This is a genomic window from Anaerococcus sp. Marseille-P3625 (assembly GCF_900232825.1).
Lineage (GTDB): Bacteria > Bacillota > Clostridia > Tissierellales > Peptoniphilaceae > Anaerococcus.
In genome coordinates, this window is record NZ_OCTP01000011.1 from 385048 (window position 1) to 405850 (window position 20803).

Sequence of the window (20803 nt, forward strand, 5' to 3'; positions counted from 1 at the left end):
GCCCTCACTTTAGGCAAGAGCTTTAAAAATTTCTAAATTGCAATTGCTCCAATCATTAATCCAAATGCTAACATTATTAGACTCATTCCATAGCACCAACCAATAGATGCTTTGATGTGACCTCTGATTGTGATTTCATCATCAAATAGTCCAAGACCAAGCCAAGTTGCTGGAACCATCGGAGATAGCAATAATATACAGTTTTTACCAAGTAACATTGCAATAGCTGTATCAACATGAGCTATGCCAAAAGCATCGCCAACGCTAGCTAGTGGAGGTAGTATTCCATAGAAGTAAGCATCTGTACCAACTACCATGCCGATTGGACCACCCAAGATACCAAATATTACGTGAATAAATTTACCCATAGAATGTGGTATTATATTTATAATGCTTTGTGCCATAGCATCAAGCATACCAGTTCCATCCATTATTCCAACCATTACACCTGCTGCCATGATTGTAGCAACTATTGTTAAAGCACTTGCAGCGTGTTTTTTGATTACTCCATTTTGATCCTTAAGATTTGGATAATTTATGATCATACCGAGTACTGTTCCTAGCATAAATACATAATAACTTGGAAGATTTATTAGGCTGTTTGCCATAAGTAGAGCAATAATACCTACAGTTAAAATGATATTTACTGGTAAAAGTTTTTTTAGTCTTTCGTCTATTTCTTTCTTTTCATCAGTCTTTTCATTTACTGATCCAGCTGATTGTGTTGCCACATTGATAACTTCTGTTGTCTTTGACAAATTAACATTTGCTATGGCATATTTTTTCTCACGAAGTCCAAGAATAACTGCAATACCAAGTGCCAATACTACACCAAGGATTTGGATTGGAATAATTCTCCTCCACAAATCAGTAGGATCCATTCCAATTACTGTGGCTGCACGAACTGTTGGACCTCCCCAAGGTAATAAGTTCATTACACCGATTGAAGCTGCGATTATTGTAAGAAGAGTTTGGCTTCTCATACCAAGTCTTTTATAGATTGGTAACATTGCTGGTATTGTTATTAGCAAAGTTGCTGCTGCTGAACCATCTAGGTGGGCAATAATAGCAATGATTGCTGTTGATACAGTGATTTTTACAGGGTTTGATGCTGCCCAAGCTGATAATTTATCAACAAGTGCATCAAATACTCCAACATCTGACATAATCCCAAAAAATAAGATTGAGAAGATGAACATAAAGGCATTAGATTTGATAGAATCCATACCATCTTTGACATAAGTTGATAAATCCTCAATTCCAGTTCCAACGACAAAAGCTGCAATTGTTGGAATAAGGATCATAACCGCAACTGGGCTCATTTTTTCTTTTAGTAATAATATAATGATTAGTGCAATCATTATAAATCCTGCTGCTGCTAACATTAATTCTCCTATATATTTTTATTATTTTTTAACTTTTTTGATTACATCAATGATAGAACCATCTCTGTATTCTACTATTGCTACAACTTTATCTTCATATTGAATTTCATCAGATTTGCCGGTAATTTCTTCGCCACGTTTTATCAAGTAATCTATATCTACAAGTGGTAGATCAGTTTTTTCTAATTGTTTTAAGATATCTTCTCTTCTTGGATTAACAGCTATACCATAATCAGTTACAATAACATCTACTGTTTCCCCTGGAGTTGTAATAGATGTGCAAGATTCTCTTACTGTTGCAATTCTACCACGGATTAGTGGTGCAACAATTATTGAACAGTGAGCGCCTGCTGCTGTGTCAGGGTGTCCACCTGGTGCTCCCTGGATAGTTCCATCTGAACCTACTACGACATTTACGTTAAAATCACGGTCAACTTCTAATGCCCCAAGAACTACGTAGTCAAGTTTATTTACATAGGCACCCTTGTTTAGTGGATTTGCGTATTCACCGGAGTCGATTTCAAAGTGATTAGGGTCAGTGTAGACACTTTCTACGCTTGCTATATCAAAGGCTTGATCGTCAGCAAGATATCTTACATAGCCATCTCTTAGTAGATTTACAATTGGTCCAGTGATTCCTCCCATTGCCCAGCCCATCTTAATGCCAGCTTCTTCTAGATATGGTCTTATTTTTACAGCTGCTGCAAGACTAGCACCGCCTGCTCCAGTTTGAAATGAGAATCCATCTTTAAACCACTCTGTGTTTGCAATTACTTTTGCACAATAATTTGCCATTTTTAGCTCACGTGGGTCTTTGGTCATTCTTATGGCACCTGATGCTATTTTTTGTGGATCACCTATCTTATCAACTTCTACTACATAATCAACATCTACAGAACTTATTGGATGTGGATAGTTTGGAAATGGAACTAAAGTATCTGTGATTACTACAACTTTGTCAGCAAATTTTGCATCAACTCCTGCATAGGATAAAACACCACAATTTGCCTTACCGTTGATACCACTAGCGTTGCCATATTCATCTGATGAGCTTGCACCGATAAAAGCAACATCTATTTTTACTTTTCCAGATTCGATTGCCCCAACTCTTCCGCCGTGGCTTCTTATGTAAGCAGGATTTTTTAGTTTTCCTTCTGATATGGCCTCGCCAATCTCATCACGTACTCCAGATGTAGATACACCAGTAATTGTTCCATCTTCAATCATAGGTACAAAGTTTGCATGGGCTTTTCCAAGAGAAGATGCACAAATAAATAAATCTTTTATGCCAAGTTCATGAATAGCTTCCATAACCATAGCCGCTACATAGTCACCATTTCTAAAGTGATGGTGGAAAGATATGGTATCTCCATCTTTTAGGCCAGTTTTTATGATAGATTCCTTTAAATTATCTAATAGCTTGCTTTCCCTTGGTTTGATTTGTGTTTTTATTGTAGGGGTAACTTTTACAAGCTTACTGCCATCGTTTATATAAGCTCCTTTATAAATTTCGCTTCCATCTTCTAATAGATAGTCTGGAATTTCTCTATTTACTGCATTTTTCATACTAAATCACCTTCATAAATTCCTGCGGCTTTTGCCATTGTTAGTGTTCTTTTTGCTCCTTCTACATGAGCTATATCTACCATTTTACCGTCAACTGTTAGAACTCCTACACCAGCTTCTTCAGCCTCTTTTACTCCTATAACTAGTCTTTCAGCCTTATTTATTTCTTCCTTGCTTGGTGTAAATACTTCATGAACTATGTCTATTTGTTTTGGAGATATGATTGATTTTCCATCAAATCCCATGTTTTTTATCATTTCTGTTTCACGTCTTAGATTTTCTTCATCGTCAAGATCTGTATAAACTGTATCAAAACACATTACTCCAGCTGCACGAGCTGATAATACTATTTGTGAACGAGCTAGAAAATACTCTTCGCCAGTTTTTGTAGTTTTTGCATGCATAGTTCTTGCAAAGTCTCCACCTGATAGAGCAACTCCCATGAGTCTTTTGCTAGATTTACAAATTTCATAACAATTGATTATAGATAGTGGAGTTTCAAGTGCAGCCATTAGCATGGTTGAGCCGACTTCTCTTCCAAATTCTTTTTCAGCTTCTTCCACTAATTTTTCAACTTCAATAACTTGTTTGCGACTTTCACACATTGGGATTCTTATTCCATCTGCCCCACCAGCTACAGCTGCTCTGATGTCTTCTTTGTAATACTCACTATCTGTGGCATTGATTCTAACCCAGATTTCGGTATCACCATAGTCTACATATTTCAAAGTGTTGTATAATTGTACACGAGCAGAATCTTTTTCTTTTATGCTTACTGCATCTTCTAGGTCTAAAATTACGCAATCAGCGCCATATATGTAAGGATCTTTTACTAAAGATGCTCTTTGAGCATTTAGAAACATCATGGATCGTCTTATTTCTCTTTTCATATCTTATCCCCCCATGGAATGTTCTCTTTTATACCATTTGCGCGAAGTATTGCTGTTTGAACTCTAGATCTAATTGTGCAATCTAGGGCGCCCCTGTCATCAACAACAACTTCTCCTGCTTTAATATCAAGCTTATCCAAAACTTCTTTTACAGTTTCTTCTATCTGTCTGCCAAATTGAGCATATACGCTACTTTTTACTTCAATTTTTAATTCATCACAAGGATAAACACTAACTTCTGCATCACTAGATTCTAAGGTTCCAGCATTTGCTTTGTTTTGAATCTTCATAAACTCTCCTTTCTAGAAAATGTTTTCATCATCTCTGTCACTATTATTGTACAGCAAATTACTATAAAAAACGTACTTTATTGATTAAATACAATATAAATGCAATATGTAAATTTTATCTAATTTTGTTTTACTAAAAAACCACTAGCTTGCAATGCACACTAGTGGTTATCTTTATTCTCCTAATTTTTTCTTATAGGCTTTTACTAAATCTTCTTCTGTTATATCCTTTGCTCTTAGGTCTAGGACAACTTCACCCTTATTTAGCATAATTATCCTATCTGAATATCTCACTACATCTCTTAGGTTGTGGGATATAAGAAGGGTTGTTATGTTTTCCTTATCTATCAAGCTTCTAGTCATATCCATAATGTTTCTACTAGTCTTTGGGTCAAGAGCTGCTGTATGCTCATCTAAAAGAAGTAAAGCAGGTTTTTTTGCTGTCGCCATCAGTAGGGCCAAGGATTGTCTTTGACCTCCTGATAAAAGACCTGTTTTAGTGTGAAGCTTATTTTCAAGTCCTAGATTTAACTTCTTAAGCCTTCTTATTATTTCGTCTTTATCGGCAGATTTTCTCAGTGATCTAAGGCCGAATCTTTCTCCCTTTTTTAGGGCAAGAGCCATATTTTCATAGATATCGAGATTGGTTGCTACCCCATCTTTGGGATCTTGGTTGACCTTTCCCATATATTTTGATCTTTTTTCTTCACTAAGCTTTGATATATCTTCACCATTTACAAGAATTTGTCCTCCATCAAGGGGAAGGGCCCCAGTTATTAAATTCATTAGAGTAGATTTACCGCATCCATTAGGTCCTATTATGGTTGTCGCTATTCCTTCTTCAACACTTAGAGAAAAATCCTTAAAGATAGAATTTTCTTCGCTTGTTCCCAGGTTAAAGGATTTGTATATATTTTTAATCTCGAGCATTGTTTACCATCCTATTATATTTTCTTTTAGATAAGTAGTTGTTGTAGGAGATGAATACTATAACAATAAGAGCAGTGATAAGTTTTAGGTCGTTTGGATTTAGTCCTAAGTATATTGCAAGACCTGATATTATCCTATAGACTATTGCACCCATTATAGCTCTTGAACTATCTCTTAGCTTATCAGAAGATTTCATTATAGTATCTCCTATGATTATTGAAGCTAGGCCTGTTACAATCATAGCAGTTCCCATTTGTATATCAGCAAAGCCTTGATAGTTTGCCATAAGACCTCCACTAAGGCCTATTAGGGCATTAGATAGGATAAGGCCTATCATAATCATCCCATCGGGATTTTTCCCTAGTTGCTTTACGAGTTTTCTATTATTTCCAGTTATTTTTAATAGATAGCCTGCCTCACTTCTTAGATAATAATCAATTACAAGCTTGATTAGAATTGTAAGAACTAGAAGGATTGGCCACTTTGGAAGATCACCAAAGATGCTTGGGCTTCCTGCTATAGGAATATTACTTACTCCTCCAACCCTAAGATTTATAGAATAGAGTATGGTGAGGGTCAAAATTCCTGAAAGAAGAGGATCTACCTTTACTTTTTTGTAGAAAAAGTAGGTAAGGCATCCTCCAAGGCCTCCAGCTACGATTGAACCAATGATTCCTAGATAAGGCCCAAGGCCCTTTTGGATTATAACTGCCGTAAGGAAAGCTCCCAGAGGATAGGTTCCTTCCAAGGATAGGTCGTAGTATTTTAAAAATTTGTAAGTAAGCATGTAGCCCATGGCAAGGATTGCAAAAATCAATCCTATTTCAATGCTCGCTCCCATTGATGATAATAAAGCTGTCATTTTTTCTTCCTTATTCTATTTTTTCAGCATTTTTTAAAATTTCATTATTGAGGTCAAGACCTAAAGCTTCAGCAGTTTTCTTATTTACTAGAGTCTTTATGCTGGTGGCCTTCTCGTAAGGAAGGTCTTTTGGACTTTTTTTCTCTTTTATGATTTGTGCTGCCAAAGCTCCTGCCTGGCTACCAAGTTCTTTGTAATTAACTCCCTCGCTAATTAAGGCTCCATTCTTAACACTTCCTTCATCATAGGCAATTGATGGAATCTTTTCCTTTATTAAGGCTTCGCTTATAACTGGCATAGCATTTACTACAACATTGTCGGTAACTGTAACCATAGCATCGATTTTTCCCTTAAGAGTTGCTATAGCTTGAGGAATGTCGTTTATTGATGAAACTCCTAGCTTTTCAAGTTTTAGTCCTCTTTGGCTTAGAGCCTTTTCCAAGGCTTCGATTTGAACTACTGAATTTTGCTCGTTAGTGTTATACATGGTTCCAAAAATTTTTGTATCTGGATATAATTTTAAAAAGTCATCGATGAGCTTTCCTGCCTCCACATAATCAGAAACTCCTGTAAGATTATCTGCTTTAAGGCCTGCCCCTTCTGGATCAGTTACAGCTGAATAAATAACTGGCTTATCCTTTATAGTATTTGCAACGCCTTGAGCAGCTGGAGTTCCTATTGTATAAATCAAATCAGCATTTTTATTATTAAGGTCAGTAGCAAATTGAGCTATTAGAGATAGATCTCCATTAGCCCTATGATCAATTAATTCATAGGAAATATTTTCGCTATCGAGCTTTTCTATGAAGCCTTCTCTTGCAGCATCAAGAGATGGATGATCAGCAACTTGAACTATGCCGATTTTTAATTTATCTCCACTATTTGCTCCATCTTTGGCTTGCTCCTTATTTTCTGCCTTCCCACATGAGGCTAATAACAAAGCCACAAGGCCTAGTCCTAACATTTTTTTGATTGTTTTTTTCATAATATCCTCCCAAAATTTTTTTGATAGATAGGTTTTTCCAATAAAAAAACTCGCCCTATTTAGGACGAGTGAAATTCGTGGTACCACCTAATTTTATAATCTAAAAGATTACCTCACAAGAGTCTATCAACTCCTTGCTTCAGATAACGGTAGCTTCCGTAACAGCTTACTTCTTTCAGCTATTCTGCCTACAGAGGGAATAAGTAAATAATCCTTATTAGACTTGCACCAACCGTCTTTTCTCTAAAATAATTCTTATAAACTGTCTTTCTGTAATCACATTTTTTCGTTAAATAGATAATACAGCCTTCTAGTATTTTTGTCAAATATTTATGCGAATTTATTTATTTTTTTAGATATTATTCACCATTCGCTTCTTAAAGTCGAATACAAAATAGCCTTTACAGCAGGTATTCTATTTTCCGTTTGATCAAAAACCATAGACTTTTTTGACCTAAACACCTCATTAGTGACTTCCATCCCATCAAAATCCATATCTTTTGGAAGTTTAGCAATGACTTTCTTGGCAAGCTTTGATTTTTTATTGTGAAAAGCAGGAAGACAATGCATAAATATTGCCTTATCTTTTGTCTTATCCATGACTTTCTTATCAACTCTATAAGGATAAAGTTTCAAAATTCTACGAACTGGAATATGGTTAATCTCTGTCAAAGAGATCCACATATCAGTATAGACAACGTCCGCATCTTTTATAGCTTCCTCTAAATCTTCTGTATAGATAATCTTTGAACCGTGCTTTTCGGCAAAGTGCTTGGAAAGTTCAATAAAGTCCTCCTTAGGAAAATATTCCCTAGGACCTGCTGCTGTGAAATTTATCCCAAGCTTAGCACAAGTGATAGATAAGGAATTAGGCATAATATCTCCTGGATAACCCAAATACAATAAATTAAGACCCTTAAGATAGCCAAACTTCTCTCTTATGGTAAGCATATCTGAAATCATTTGGCTTGGATGAGTTATATCAGTCATAGCATTATAGATAGGAACTTCTGTCATATTAACAAGCTTTTCAAGCATAGCTTGTTTATTTCCCCTATAGACTATTCCGTCAAAGTAACGATCAAATACGCTTATACTATCTTCTATGGTCTCTATCTCACCAAGTTTACTTGAATTTGAACTTATGAGGCTTACTCCCATTCCAAGATCAAAGGCTGCTACCTCAAAAGAGGTCCTAGTCCTTGTGGAGGATTCTTCAAAAAGAAGGATTAAATTTTGCCCTTCCAAATACTTGTGAGGTCTCTTTTCTTTTTTTAGTTTCTTAAATTCTGCCGACAAATCTATAAGATATAAAATCTCCTCTTCAGAAAAATCCTGCATAGCGAGAAAATTTCTATTTCGTAAATCAATTTCCATCTCTTTCTCCTTTGTATTAATATACCATAATTAAGGCTCTTATTATATAAAATATTTACTAAAAGTCTAGTCTTGTTTTATATTTTTAAAGAAAAAAATAAAATAATGTCCTCCTTCTAAGCTGAACCCGTAAACACAGAATAACTAAATAATTTTTTTGTGGAATGTGGTCTGTTCATAACAGGAGAGATTCCTTTTAATTTTTTTAATCCTATCTTCATTGTAGTATTTGACATATTTTTCTATTTCATCAACTAATTCACTCGTATGAGCAATCGAAATAAAATTAATAGAATTCATAATAGATTACAATGAAATAAAGAATAAATTTACCTATTCTGCTAAGATATGAGCAAAGAAATACCAGAGTTAGCATTTTAGCTTACTCTGGTATTAAATACAACTTTAAGGTTATCTTATATCCTCTTTTTGGGGAATTTATAAGATTCCTTTTAGTTTCTTGTTAAAACTTATTAGCAATATTTTAATATTTATTCTTTCTGCTTTTATATAAAGCAAAAGATGAACCCATTAATACAAGTATAAGGTTAGTTGAATCTGCTATACCTGTCTTAACATTTTTATTGCCAGCTTGTTTTATTTTACTTCCATTTGAACCACTTTGACCAGTTTTTGTGTTTTGATCAGATTTTTTATTTGCTACAAATTTCCATTTTCCTACTAAAGTTAATTCGCCATTATCAGTTGTAGCACTTTCTTTATCAAATCCTTCAAATATCCAAGTACCATCTTTTACTTTGACTTTTAATTTAGAAGGTTTTGTAGGTGAGAATTCAGAACCATTTTCTATTGTATCTACATCTGTAGGAATAAGATCTAAAACTTCTTTTGGCAGTGTTTTTCCTGGGGTAGATGATTCAAATTTATATTTTACATTAGATTTACCATCTATTGATGATTTCTTTTTGTAGATATGAACAGTATTACCGTCTTTATCTGTTTCAGTTTTTACAAATTCATAGCCTTCGATTTCCTTCTTAGGATTTTTACCATCTACACTTGGAGAAATAACATTTCCTTTTTCATCAACAAAATTAGTTTTTGTCTTAGATGTTGAAGATTTCTTCTTGTAGATATGAACTGTATTACCGTCTTTGTCAGTTGTGGTTTCTACAAATTCATAGCCATCTATATCTTTCTTAGGGTTCTTGCCCTTTGTAGACTCAGAAATTTCATTTCCTTTTTCATCAACGTATTTTGTTGTTTTGCTTACACTTGGAGTTGATGTTTTTCTTCTGTAGATATGAACTGTATTACCGTCTTTATCAGTTGTAGTTTTTACAAATTCATAGCCATCTATATCCTTATTAGGGTTCTTACCCTTTGTAGACTCAGAAATTTCATTTCCATTTTCATCAACGTATTTTGTTGTTTTTTGAGACTCTTTAGCTTTCTTTCTGTAAACATATATTACGTTGCCATTAGAATCTGTTTCTGTTCTTACTATTTCATATCCTGGAATTGCTTTGCTTGGATTTTTACCAGTTAGAGGATCTGAAAGTTCAAGTCCGTTTTCATCAACGAATTTAGTAACTACTTTTTTAGAAGGAGTTGGTAATTTTCTATAGATATGAGTAGTATTACCATTCTCATCAGTTGTAGTGTTTACAAATTCATAACCTTTTATAGTTGCTGGTTCATAAGTTCCAACTTTATCAGCAAGTATTTGCTTACCTTCAGTGTCAACATATCTTGTTTGTACACCTTCTGTAGGATTTTTACTGTAAGTGTGAATTGTATTACCATTCCCATCTTTACTTGTACTTATAAAGTTGTAACCTTCAATAGTTTCTGGACCATTTGTTCCATCCTTAGGTGGAAGTAGTTGATTTCCATTTACATCAACATATCTAGTTTCTACTGATGGGGTTGGACTTTGTTTTAGTCTATAAACATGAACAGTATTTCCATCTTTATCGGTGTAAGTCTTTACAAACTCATAAGCAGGAATATCCTTTTTATCTTTCTTGCCTTTTTCTTCCTGAGCAAGAGGATTACCAGCTTCATCAACATACTTAGTTACTACATCTGTAGTAGGAGTAGTAGTTTTCTTCTTGTAGATATGTTTTGTATTGCCTTGTTCATCTTTTTCGGTTCTTACAAATTCATACCCGTCGATATCTTTTTTGTCTTTTGTTCCAGTTTCTTTTTCAGATATAGTTTTGCCATCTTCGTCAACGTATTCTGTAACTACTTCTGCTGGTGGTGTGACTTTTTTCTTGTAGATATGTTTTGTATTGCCTTGTTCATCTTTTTCGGTTCTTACAAATTCATATCCATCAATTTCTTTATTTGGTTTTGTACCATCTTCCTTAGGAGCAATAGTCTTACCATCTTCGTCAACGTATTCTGTAACTACAGCTGGTGTAGGAGTAGTCTTCTTTTTGTAGATATGTTTTGTATTTCCCTTATCATCAGTTTCGGTTCTTACAAATTCATATCCATCAATTTCTTTATTTGGTTTTGTACCATCTTCCTTAGGAGCAATAGTCTTACCATCTTCGTCAACGTATTCTGTAACTACAGCTGGTGTAGGAGTAGTCTTCTTTTTGTAGATATGTTTTGTATTTCCCTTATCATCAGTTTCGGTTCTTACAAATTCATATCCATCAATTTCTTTATTTGGTTTTGTACCATCTTCCTTAGGAGCAATAGTCTTACCATCTTCGTCAACGTATTCTGTAACTACAGCTGGTGTAGGAGTAGTCTTCTTTTTGTAGATATGTTTTGTATTTCCCTTATCATCAGTTTCGGTTCTTACAAATTCATATCCATCAATTTCTTTATTTGGTTTTGTACCATCTTCCTTAGGAGCAATAGTCTTACCATCTTCGTCAACGTATTCTGTAACTACAGCTGGTGTAGGAGTAGTCTTCTTTTTGTAGATATGTTTTGTATTTCCCTTATCATCAGTTTCGGTTCTTACAAATTCATATCCATCAATTTCTTTATTTGGTTTTGTACCATCTTCCTTAGGAGCAATAGTCTTACCATCTTCGTCAACGTATTCTGTAACTACAGCTGGTGTAGGAGTAGTCTTCTTTTTGTAGATATGTTTTGTATTTCCCTTATCATCAGTTTCGGTTCTTACAAATTCATATCCATCAATTTCTTTATTTGGTTTTGTACCATCTTCCTTAGGAGCAATAGTCTTACCATCTTCGTCAACGTATTCTGTAACTACAGCTGGTGTAGGAGTAGTCTTCTTTTTGTAGATATGTTTTGTATTTCCCTTATCATCAGTTTCGGTTCTTACAAATTCATATCCATCAATTTCTTTATTTGGTTTTGTACCATCTTCCTTAGGAGCAATAGTCTTACCATCTTCGTCAACGTATTCTGTAACTACAGCTGGTGTAGGAGTAGTCTTCTTTTTGTAGATATGTTTTGTATTTCCCTTATCATCAGTTTCGGTTCTTACAAATTCATATCCATCAATTTCTTTATTTGGTTTTGTACCATCTTCCTTAGGAGCAATAGTCTTACCATCTTCGTCAACGTATTCTGTAACTACAGCTGGTGTAGGAGTAGTCTTCTTTTTGTAGATATGTTTTGTATTTCCCTTATCATCAGTTTCGGTTCTTACAAATTCATATCCATCAATTTCTTTATTTGGTTTTGTACCATCTTCCTTAGGAGCAATAGTCTTACCATCTTCGTCAACGTATTCTGTAACTACAGCTGGTGTAGGAGTAGTCTTCTTTTTGTAGATATGTTTTGTATTTCCCTTATCATCAGTTTCGGTTCTTACAAATTCATATCCATCAATTTCTTTATTTGGTTTTGTACCATCTTCCTTAGGAGCAATAGTCTTACCATCTTCGTCAACGTATTCTGTAACTACAGCTGGTGTAGGAGTAGTCTTCTTTTTGTAGATATGTTTTGTATTTCCCTTATCATCAGTTTCNGCTGTTACTTTTGCTGGAGCTTTTGCTTTTAATGCTTCTGGTAGTTCTTTACCTTCTGTTCCACTTACGTATTCGTATGTTACTTCGTGTTTGTTTGGTGTGAATTTCCATTTTCCTTCGAATGTTACATCTGCTCCGTTTACTTTTGCGTCTACTTCTTTTGTATCTGGATCTTGATCTTTGAAACCTTCGAATTTCCAAACGCCGTCATTTGTTTTGTCTTCTACGTCTTTTGGATCTTTTAATTCTCCTGGGGTTGTTGTTTTGCCATCTTCTGCTGTTTTATCTTCTGGAAGTTGGGCATCTACTGCTGTTTTTACATCAGCTGGCATTTCTTTTATTGGAGAATCTTCGGCAACTTTAAATTCGTGTGTTACTTTAAATTCATCTTTTACGAAATTAGCTTTAAATGTAAGTGGTTCTGTGATTACTGCTTGTTTTAATTGTTCTTCAGTAATTTTTCCTCCAGCAGGAATTTTTGTTCCATCATTTAATGTGATTTCTTTATCTGCTGTCCAGTGGCTAAATTTATATCCTTCATTTGCTTTTGTTTCTGTGCCTTTTGGATTTGATTTAAGTTCAACTTCTTCTTTTGTAGAATCTACAAAATTTTCGCCTTCCTTAACTTGTCCATTGCCATCGGTTGTGTAATTGATGATAGGAGCCCAGATAGCATAGATATAATTATTTTTATCTTGGTCTAGTTGGTTGACATTGACCTCTTCGCCTGCTTGGAATTCGGCTTTTGTTGCGTCTTTATCTCTGCTCCAGCCCTTAAAAGCATAACCTTCACGGCTGTATTTAAGATTTTCGTCTTTATCATTGTCTAGGACTTTATGGAAGTCTTCTACAATTATATTTTCAACTGTATATTGCTTACCAGTGCCACCGTTTGGATCATAAGTTACTTTGGTAAGTGGCAAATCTGGCATTTCTTTCCATTGAGCGTAAAGAGTTTTATTTTTATCCATTAGGACGGTTTCGCTTGGTTTAATTAGGCCAGTAGATCCGTCTTTGCTTACACTCCAACCTACGAAAACTTTTTTGCCACCATTTACTTTAACTTCTCCTATATCTTGAGCTTGTGCTTTGGCATCATTGATATAAGAGTTTGAATCTATTGGAGCAGTTCCTTCAACATTGTCAGTATCTGGCAAGTTCAAATCGTATTTTAATTTTAAATAATCATATTTCCACTTAGCATATAAGTGAGTATCATTATTTTTAATTTGTTTGCGAAGATTTGCTTTTACATATCTTCCATATTGATTTTTTTCATACCATCCCAAAAATTCTGTTGCTTTTTCAGGTTGAACTGGTTGAGGGAAATTCTCTTTGCTAGCTTTGGCATCTTTATATTGTCCGTCATATACTGTTTTGCTATCAGGAATATTTGTAACTTCTTCTATATATTTATCATCAGAGTAGTCATTTTGGTTTGTGTGGAAGGTTACTTTGTATTCTACTGATTCCCACTTAGCATAAACATTTGTATCATGGGCTGGCATTGTTTTGATATCTTCTGCTGTGTAAGGAACGCTAAAGCTAGAGTCTTTGTACCAACCCTTAAAAATTTGCTTAGGATTATTTGGATTAGTTGTTTCTCCAACTTTATAATCAAGACCAAAATCATTTACATCAGCTTCATATTTGTATGACTTACTAGTTATTAATTTATTTCCAGAATAGTAATTAATCTTGTATGACTTTCTAATATAGAATAAGAAGCCAACATAGTTGCCATCTTCCATATAAGGTGTTCCTGTATAGTTTTGATATCCACCCACATTCTTACCTGCGGCGAACATATAATCTCTAAAGGCTGGATTATTTACATTTACTGATTGTAAGCCATCTCGAGACATATCACCTTTCTTAGGTTCGAAACCTTTGATATCGTCTACATGGTCAGTTTTATCTACCCAAGAATATGTGACTTGTTGATAATTATCGTTGTATGGTTCAAAGACTCTATATTTACGTCCATTCCAATTCATGTACCACTCTGAGTTTTGGAAGCTTACTCTTTTTCCAATTTCTTTCATGGTACCAAGGGTAGATTGCATTGTTGCAAGATCTGATGAGTTAATACCTGCATTAAATTTGCTTGGATCCCATTCAACAAAGCGTAGTTGGTATTTTGTACCCTTAGCTAAAACTCTATACATATAAATATCTTTATCACCCATTGCTGGTGCTCTAGTATAGAAAGATCCTATGCTTTTATCCATGTAATAAATATAATCTTTATTTAGCTTGTCAAACCATGTTTCAGAACTTTGACCGTAACGCAAATCTACGTGAATATTTCCATTTTCATCTGTAGCATTAACCCAATTAGCTTGATAATAACCAATTTTATTTGCATTTTTATAGACCCATATAGTATGAACATTTCTATCCATATATACAGGTACAACTGTGCTGCCATCAGCTTCTATTGTTTCAAAAGCTTCTTTTGTTTTTTCTTCGTTTAAATGGAAACCAGGATAATCCAGAGTTTGAGGATTGGTATAGGTGTGATCCATTTTTCCATTTTCATCTTTGCTATTGTAGCCATTGCTAAAGCGTCCATCTTTTTCTGTAAGACTCGTAATATCTTCTACTATTGGACCTGTTGGCGCTACTTTAGGATCTGGATTTTCACTTCCTTTAAATGGTAGGCTTGTTTTTTCTCCATTTAGGCCTCTTGCTGATATTATTTCATGGAAAGTGTAGTCATCATCATTTATATTTTGGACCATAACCTTAAATTTATAGTCAACTACAACTGGTTTCCATACAGCATAGACATCAATATCTTTGTCTAACACTAGAGTGTTAAGGTCAACGGGTTCACCATCTTCTTCCAAAGACCAGTGGCTAAATTCATATCCAGGTCTTTCAGGAGTTTTTGGTTGTTTATCAAGAGTACTTGCAGCACTTGCAAGGATTTGTTCTTGGAAGCTTGCGCCGTCTCCTGTTATAAATGTCGCCTTGTGTTTAAACTCTGTAATAGCATAAAGTTTAATGTCAGTTTTTCCTGCTTCAATATCTTTTTTCAAAGAATTCTCATCATAAAGGCCAGATGAGCCGTCTTTTGATGTTGACCAATTTACGAAGTATTTATTAGCATCATAAATTGTAGGATCTACTGGTAGTTTATAAGAACTAGCATCAGTGATGGTGTCAGTCATATAAACTTTATCATCTACATAATAGGTTACTACTACTTGATCTTTGAATACCGGGTAAACTTTAATTATATTTTTACTATTAGATTTAATATCTATTGGAGTATCAAATATAATATCGTTACCTTTTTCATCTTGCCATTTCAACAAAACTTTATCTTTGTCTTTAAATACATGGCCTGGATCAGAAATTGATTTTCCATCAAGAACGATTTGTTTTTGTATTTCTTTAGCTGAATCTTTATTTTCTATTGTATCATTATAAAAATGGTACTCATTGATTCCTTGTTTTGGCGATATTATATTGGCATAGCCTAATTTAATACCAGCTAAAACTACAAAAGCAATAGCAATTAATACAGAAAACAAAATCTTTCTTGGATTTTTATTCTCCCTTCTCATAATTCTCCTCTTTTTCATTAGCATAAATCACAAATATTAGGGCAAATTTGTGTTTTTCGCTATATTTGTAAACATTTTTAAAACATTTACTACGCAACAGTCCTACAAATATCAAATGAACAGATAGCTAAAGCCTATACATTAATCCAATGGCTTTTTAAAACAATTTTATTAGCTTGTAAAAAATTATTATATTTTGTCCATTTACAAAATTATATCATATTTTGAAATTTTTTTATACTAGATAATTAATATATTAAATTATTTTTTTACTTATATTATTATTTTTAATAAATTTAAAACAATTGTAAATAATGAGCTTTAAATTTCAAAAGCATTTTTTTGTGAGCAAAAAATTATAAATTAAATTTTGAAAATAAAAAACTCTTGCAAAACAATAAATTGTCTTGCAAGAGCTTATTATAATTAATATCCCATTGGCATGCCTTGTGGCATTGGTGGTTCTTCTTTTGGTATGTCTGCTACTGCTGCTTCTGTTGTTAGTAGTAAGGCTGATACGCTTACTGCATTTTGTAGGGCTGATCTTGTTACTTTTGTTGGTTCTACTATTCCTGCTTCAAACATATTTACGTATTTGTCGTTGTAGGCATCGTAGCCTTCGTCTTTGCCGGATTCTTTTACATTTTGTACTATTACTGATCCGTCCATTCCAGCGTTTTCTACTATTTGTCTTAGTGGAGCTTCTAGAGCTTTTTCTATTATTGCCGCTCCTGTTTTTTCATCTCCAATTAGATTTTCTTTTACTTCTTTTACTTTTTCTATTGCGCCGATTAGTACTACTCCACCACCAGCAACTATTCCTTCTTCTACTGCAGCTCTTGTTGCTGATAGAGCATCTTCGATTCTATATTTCTTTTCTTGCATTTCTGTTTCTGTTGCAGCTCCAACATTTATTACTGCTACTCCACCTGCAAGTTTTGCTACTCTTTCTTGTAGTTTTTCTTTTTCATATTGGCTATCTTCTTTTTCTATTTGTTGACGAATTAGGGAAACTCTTTCTTCTAGAGCTTTTTTATCTCCCTTGCCTTCTACTATTGTTGTATTGTCTTTGTCAACTTTTACTTTTTTAGCAGAGCCAAGCATTTCTATTTCAGTTTCTTTTAAATCCATATTTAATTCTTCAGAAATTACTTTTGCGCCTGTAAGTATTGCTATATCTTCAAGCATCGCTTTTCTTCTATCGCCATAGCCTGGAGCTTTTACTGCAACTACATTGAAAGTTCCACGAAGTTTGTTTAGGATTAAGGTTGTTAAAGCTTCACCTTCAACATCTTCTGCAATTATCAATAGTGGACGGCTTGCTTGAACGATTTGTTCTAGTAATGGCAATAGGTCTTGGATATTAGAAATTTTCTTATCTGTTAATAAGATATATGGATCTTCTAATTCAGCTACCATTTTTTCATTGTCTGTTGCCATATAAGGTGACAAATATCCCTTGTCAAATTGCATACCTTCAACAACATCTAGGTAGGTGTCAGTTGTTTTTGATTCTTCAACTGTGATTACTCCGTCATTTCCAACTTTTTCCATAGCATCTGCTATAAATTTACCAATTTCTGGATCTGAAGATGATATTGTTCCAACATTTTCAATTGAATGTTTGTCAACAATGTCATGAGAATTTTCTTTGATATAGTCAACTACAACTTCAGTTGCTTTTTTAAGACCTTTGTTTAGTACAATTGGATTTGCTCCAGCTGCCAAGTTTTTTAGGCCTTCTTTGATGATTGCTTGAGCAAGAACTGTAGCTGTTGTAGTACCATCTCCTGCAACATCATTTGTTTTGGTTGCAACTTCTTTTACAAGTTGAGCTCCCATATTTTCAAATCTATCTTCAAGTTCAATTTCTTGGGCAATGGTAACGCCATCATTTGTTATAGTTGGTGCTCCATAAGATTTGTCCAAAACTACATTACGTCCCTTTGGTCCAAGTGTTACCTTTACTGCATTTGCTAATTTATCAATTCCACGTTCTAAACCATCACGTGCGTCTTTTCCATAATAAATATCTTTAGCCATTTAAAATTCCTTTCCTTATCTTACAACTGCCAAAATATCGATATATTTTACAACCATATACTCAACATCATCAAGCTTTACACTTGTTCCTGCATATTGAGAATAAATAACCTTATCTCCAACACTTAGAGAATCTTTCTTCTTATCATCATTTAAAATATCTTCACTAATTGCAATAATTTCTGCATATTGTGGTTTTTCTTGAGCAGATTCTGGCAAAACTATACCAGATTGAGTTGTCTTTTCTGCTTCAGCTTTTTTTATAACTACTCTATCTCCAATAGGTTTTAATTGCATTTTAATCTCCTTAACTAATATTTAGCACTCTGAGGTGCCAATTGCTAATCACATTTATAGTGTACTATCGATAAAATTAAAGTCAAATATTTTCTCAAAAAAAGAAGTACAATAAATAAAAGCAAAGGAGAAAAAATGTACAAAAAACCAATTGATGAATATTTAAGAGAAAATTTAAGCGAATTATCCTATGAAGTAACACAAAATTCAAAAACCGAAAGGCCATTTTCATCAAGCTATGACGATTTTTATGAAGATGGAATTTATGTTGATATAGTTTCTGGCGAGCCACTTTTTTCTAGCCTTGATAAATTTAACGCAGGTTGTGGTTGGCCAAGTTTTGCCAAGGTAATCGAAGGTAGCGAACTAGAAGAAAATTTAGACCTAAGCCATGGCATGAGAAGAACCGAAGTAAAAAGTAAGCTCGCCAAAAGCCACTTAGGTCATGTTTTCCCAGATGGGCCAAAAGAATTGGGAGGCCTACGCTATTGCATAAACGGAGCTTCCATAAGATTTATCCCAAAAGAAGACTTGGAAAAAGAAGGATACGGAGAGTATTTATATTTGTTTAAATAAAGAAATAGTGGTTGGCAAAATTAGCTAACCACCTTTTTGAATGTTCATTTATTAATCTGCAGTCCATCTTAGCAGATGTTTTTTTATTCCTTCAAAAACTTGCATTACAACTACCAAAACTACAACCATGAACAAAAATCCTGCCCAAGTGTAGTCGTATAAGCCAAATTCAGCGTATTTTTTTACAAAAAATCCCATTCCATATTTTGATCCATACATTTCTGCATAAACCAACATTACAAAAGTAGATCTTAAAGAATTTATAAATCCTGCAATTATTGAAGGGCTTGCTGCTGGAAGAATTACCTTTGTAAGCTTCTTAAATCCTTTAAGTTGCAATGTTTCTGCCTTATCCAAATATCTTTTGTCAATTGTCATAATCCCTGTTATGGTTGCAAATAAAGTTGACCACATGGTTCCATATACTATCAAAAACAAAGATGCTGACCAAAATGTCGGCGCTAATAATAGGGCAAATGGAGATAGTAAGATAGATGGAATTACACTAAAGGTGTAAATAACTGGATGAAGGGCATCTCTTAATTTCTCATTCATACCCATTATTGTTCCAATTCCAATAGCTATTACTAAAGATAAGATAACTGAAGGTATCATTAGCTTAAAAGATGAAAGCATATTAAAAAACATCAGCTTTTTGTTATCTTCAAAGGCCTTTGCAATCTCATGAATTTCTGGGAAAAGATAGGAATTTGCTCTACCAGATGAGGTCATAAAAATGTATAAACTTATAATTGCTAAATAAATTAAAATAGTCGGCCAATATTTTTTAAAGAAATTTTTGATTTTGCTAGTCACTGCAAATCCCCCTTTTTAAAAATATAGCAGCTGGAAGGCCAGCTGCTTTTGTGTCATTAGTCATTTTCTGAATAGAATTGCTCTAAGCTTTCGTAGAAGTCTTTAGATTCAGCACCATATTTTTCTTTTGCTTCTTTTAAAGCTTCTTGATATAAGTCTGTATTTACATGATCATCAATATTGATATCTTTAGCTTTTTCTTTTAAGAATCCTGTTTTATCAAGAATTCCCCAAGCTCTTTCAACTGATTTTCTAAGTGGGTCAACGTGAACTTTGTAGTGATCATCAAGCATATAAGCTGCTACATAATCTTCTTTTGCGTTGATTTTTGCAGCGTGTATTTTTAATGCTTCTTCTTTATTGTGTTCATAGAAATCTTGAGCTCTTATTAAAGCTATAAGAATATTTTTAATTGTGTTTGGATTATTTTTTACAAAATCGCTTTGAGCAACCATTCTACAGCAAGAGTAATTTGGCATTACTTCACCATGCCATGTTACTATGTCTATGTCATCCATGTTTTTAACTGTGTAGCATTGACCTGTTCCCATAAGAGCATAATCAACTTCTCCACGAGTTACTGCTGCTAGTGCGTCATTGTAATCAGTGTATGTTTCCCAAGAAACTTCATTTAGTGGATCTTCTACTCCAGCATCCATAAGTGCTCCTGTAAAAGCAAAGTAGCTTGGGTTACAAGCAAATTTCTTACCAACTAAATCTTTGATTCCGTTCCATTTAGTTCCTTTTTTAGCTACAACTGGCATAGCACCTTGAACCATGTGTCCACCAAATATTGTTAAGTCAATACCAGCTGAAATTTGTTGAAGTGGATTTGATGTACCAGCATTTGATACAACATCAACTTTTCCTGTTGAAAGCATTGTCATTGCATCAGCATTTGCATCTGCAGGAACATTTTCAATTTCTAGTCCTTGATCTTTGAAATATCCCTTTTCTTCAGCTATTGTTACAAGTACGTTTCCGCTTGTACCGCTGTTCCATCTAACCTTGCTTACTTCTGGCTTGCCAGCTTCTTCTGTATTTTCTGCTGTTTCATCAGCTTTTTCAGCGTCATCTGTATTTTCTTCAGTTTTTTCGCTATTTTCTGCTTTTTCGTCAGTTTTTTCAGCAGATTCTGTGCTTTCTACTTGTTTGTCAGCATCTTTGCTGGCATCTTTGTCTGTATTATTTCCACAAGCTGCAAATGAAATTGCCATTGCAAGTGTTAATAATGCTGTCATAAATTTTTTGGAACTTTCCACATTCTCCTCCTTGTTATATT

The 20803-nt window shown here is 34.1% G+C and carries 15 protein-coding genes; 1 reads left to right on the plus strand and 14 read right to left on the minus strand.

The window, feature by feature from the left end; genetic code table 11:
• Window positions 1-32 precede the first annotated feature (32 nt).
• The 12 genes from CS884_RS07200 to groES form a co-directional block, all read right to left on the minus strand.
• Window positions 33-1385 (minus strand): CitMHS family transporter, encoded by a 1353-nt coding sequence (locus tag CS884_RS07200; RefSeq protein ID WP_099321208.1) that lies wholly within the window; start codon window positions 1383-1385, stop codon window positions 33-35.
• A gap of 21 nt (window positions 1386-1406) precedes the next feature.
• A complete protein-coding gene (citF, locus tag CS884_RS07205; RefSeq protein WP_099321209.1) occupies window positions 1407-2951 on the minus strand; it encodes a citrate lyase subunit alpha in 1545 nt (514 codons plus the stop codon).
• Entirely contained in the window at window positions 2948-3841 is an 894-nt protein-coding gene (locus tag CS884_RS07210) for an aldolase/citrate lyase family protein (RefSeq protein ID WP_099321210.1), read from the minus strand. The genes citF and CS884_RS07210 overlap by 4 nt, the downstream gene beginning before the upstream one ends.
• Window positions 3838-4131, minus strand: coding sequence for a citrate lyase acyl carrier protein (gene citD / locus CS884_RS07215; protein ID WP_099321211.1), 294 nt, complete (start codon window positions 4129-4131; stop codon window positions 3838-3840). Before citD ends, CS884_RS07210 begins: the two co-directional genes overlap by 4 nt.
• A gap of 174 nt (window positions 4132-4305) precedes the next feature.
• On the minus strand, window positions 4306-5061 hold the full coding sequence (locus CS884_RS07220) for an ABC transporter ATP-binding protein (protein ID WP_099321212.1): 756 nt from the start codon (window positions 5059-5061) through the stop codon (window positions 4306-4308).
• The gene (locus CS884_RS07225) at window positions 5048-5923 is read right to left on the minus strand and encodes an ABC transporter permease (protein WP_099321213.1); all 876 of its coding nucleotides are present in this window, start codon (window positions 5921-5923) and stop codon (window positions 5048-5050) included. The genes CS884_RS07220 and CS884_RS07225 overlap by 14 nt, the downstream gene beginning before the upstream one ends.
• Window positions 5924-5933: 10 nt before the next feature.
• Complete coding sequence (locus tag CS884_RS07230) at window positions 5934-6908, minus strand: ABC transporter substrate-binding protein (RefSeq protein WP_099321214.1); 975 nt, start codon at window positions 6906-6908, stop codon at window positions 5934-5936.
• A 363-nt stretch (window positions 6909-7271) separates the two neighbouring features.
• Window positions 7272-8285 carry an ornithine carbamoyltransferase gene (gene argF, locus CS884_RS07235; RefSeq protein ID WP_099321215.1) on the minus strand — a complete coding sequence of 338 codons (1014 nt, stop codon included), beginning with the start codon at window positions 8283-8285 and terminating at the stop codon, window positions 7272-7274.
• A 144-nt stretch (window positions 8286-8429) separates the two neighbouring features.
• The gene (locus CS884_RS10910; protein WP_143434421.1) at window positions 8430-8585 is read right to left on the minus strand and encodes an IS3 family transposase; all 156 of its coding nucleotides are present in this window, start codon (window positions 8583-8585) and stop codon (window positions 8430-8432) included.
• A 184-nt stretch (window positions 8586-8769) separates the two neighbouring features.
• Entirely contained in the window at window positions 8770-15789 is a 7020-nt protein-coding gene (locus CS884_RS07240; RefSeq protein ID WP_180753309.1) for a MucBP domain-containing protein, read from the minus strand.
• Window positions 15790-16215: 426 nt separating this feature from the next.
• On the minus strand, window positions 16216-17832 hold the full coding sequence (gene groL / locus CS884_RS07245; protein WP_099321217.1) for a chaperonin GroEL: 1617 nt from the start codon (window positions 17830-17832) through the stop codon (window positions 16216-16218).
• Between the two features lie 15 nt (window positions 17833-17847).
• Window positions 17848-18129 carry a co-chaperone GroES gene (gene groES / locus CS884_RS07250; RefSeq protein WP_099321218.1) on the minus strand — a complete coding sequence of 94 codons (282 nt, stop codon included), beginning with the start codon at window positions 18127-18129 and terminating at the stop codon, window positions 17848-17850.
• A 135-nt stretch (window positions 18130-18264) separates the two neighbouring features.
• On the opposite strand from groES, the gene msrB reads away from it, so the two are divergent.
• Complete coding sequence (gene msrB / locus CS884_RS07255; protein ID WP_099321219.1) at window positions 18265-18705, plus strand: peptide-methionine (R)-S-oxide reductase MsrB; 441 nt, start codon at window positions 18265-18267, stop codon at window positions 18703-18705.
• Between the two features lie 51 nt (window positions 18706-18756).
• Here msrB and CS884_RS07260 read toward each other — a convergent pair whose 3' ends face one another.
• Together CS884_RS07260 and CS884_RS07265 are read right to left on the minus strand one after the other, a co-directional pair.
• On the minus strand, window positions 18757-19521 hold the full coding sequence (locus tag CS884_RS07260; protein WP_219350580.1) for an ABC transporter permease: 765 nt from the start codon (window positions 19519-19521) through the stop codon (window positions 18757-18759).
• A 56-nt stretch (window positions 19522-19577) separates the two neighbouring features.
• Window positions 19578-20783, minus strand: coding sequence for an ABC transporter substrate-binding protein (locus tag CS884_RS07265; protein ID WP_219350581.1), 1206 nt, complete (start codon window positions 20781-20783; stop codon window positions 19578-19580).
• Between the last annotated feature and the right edge of the window lie 20 nt (window positions 20784-20803).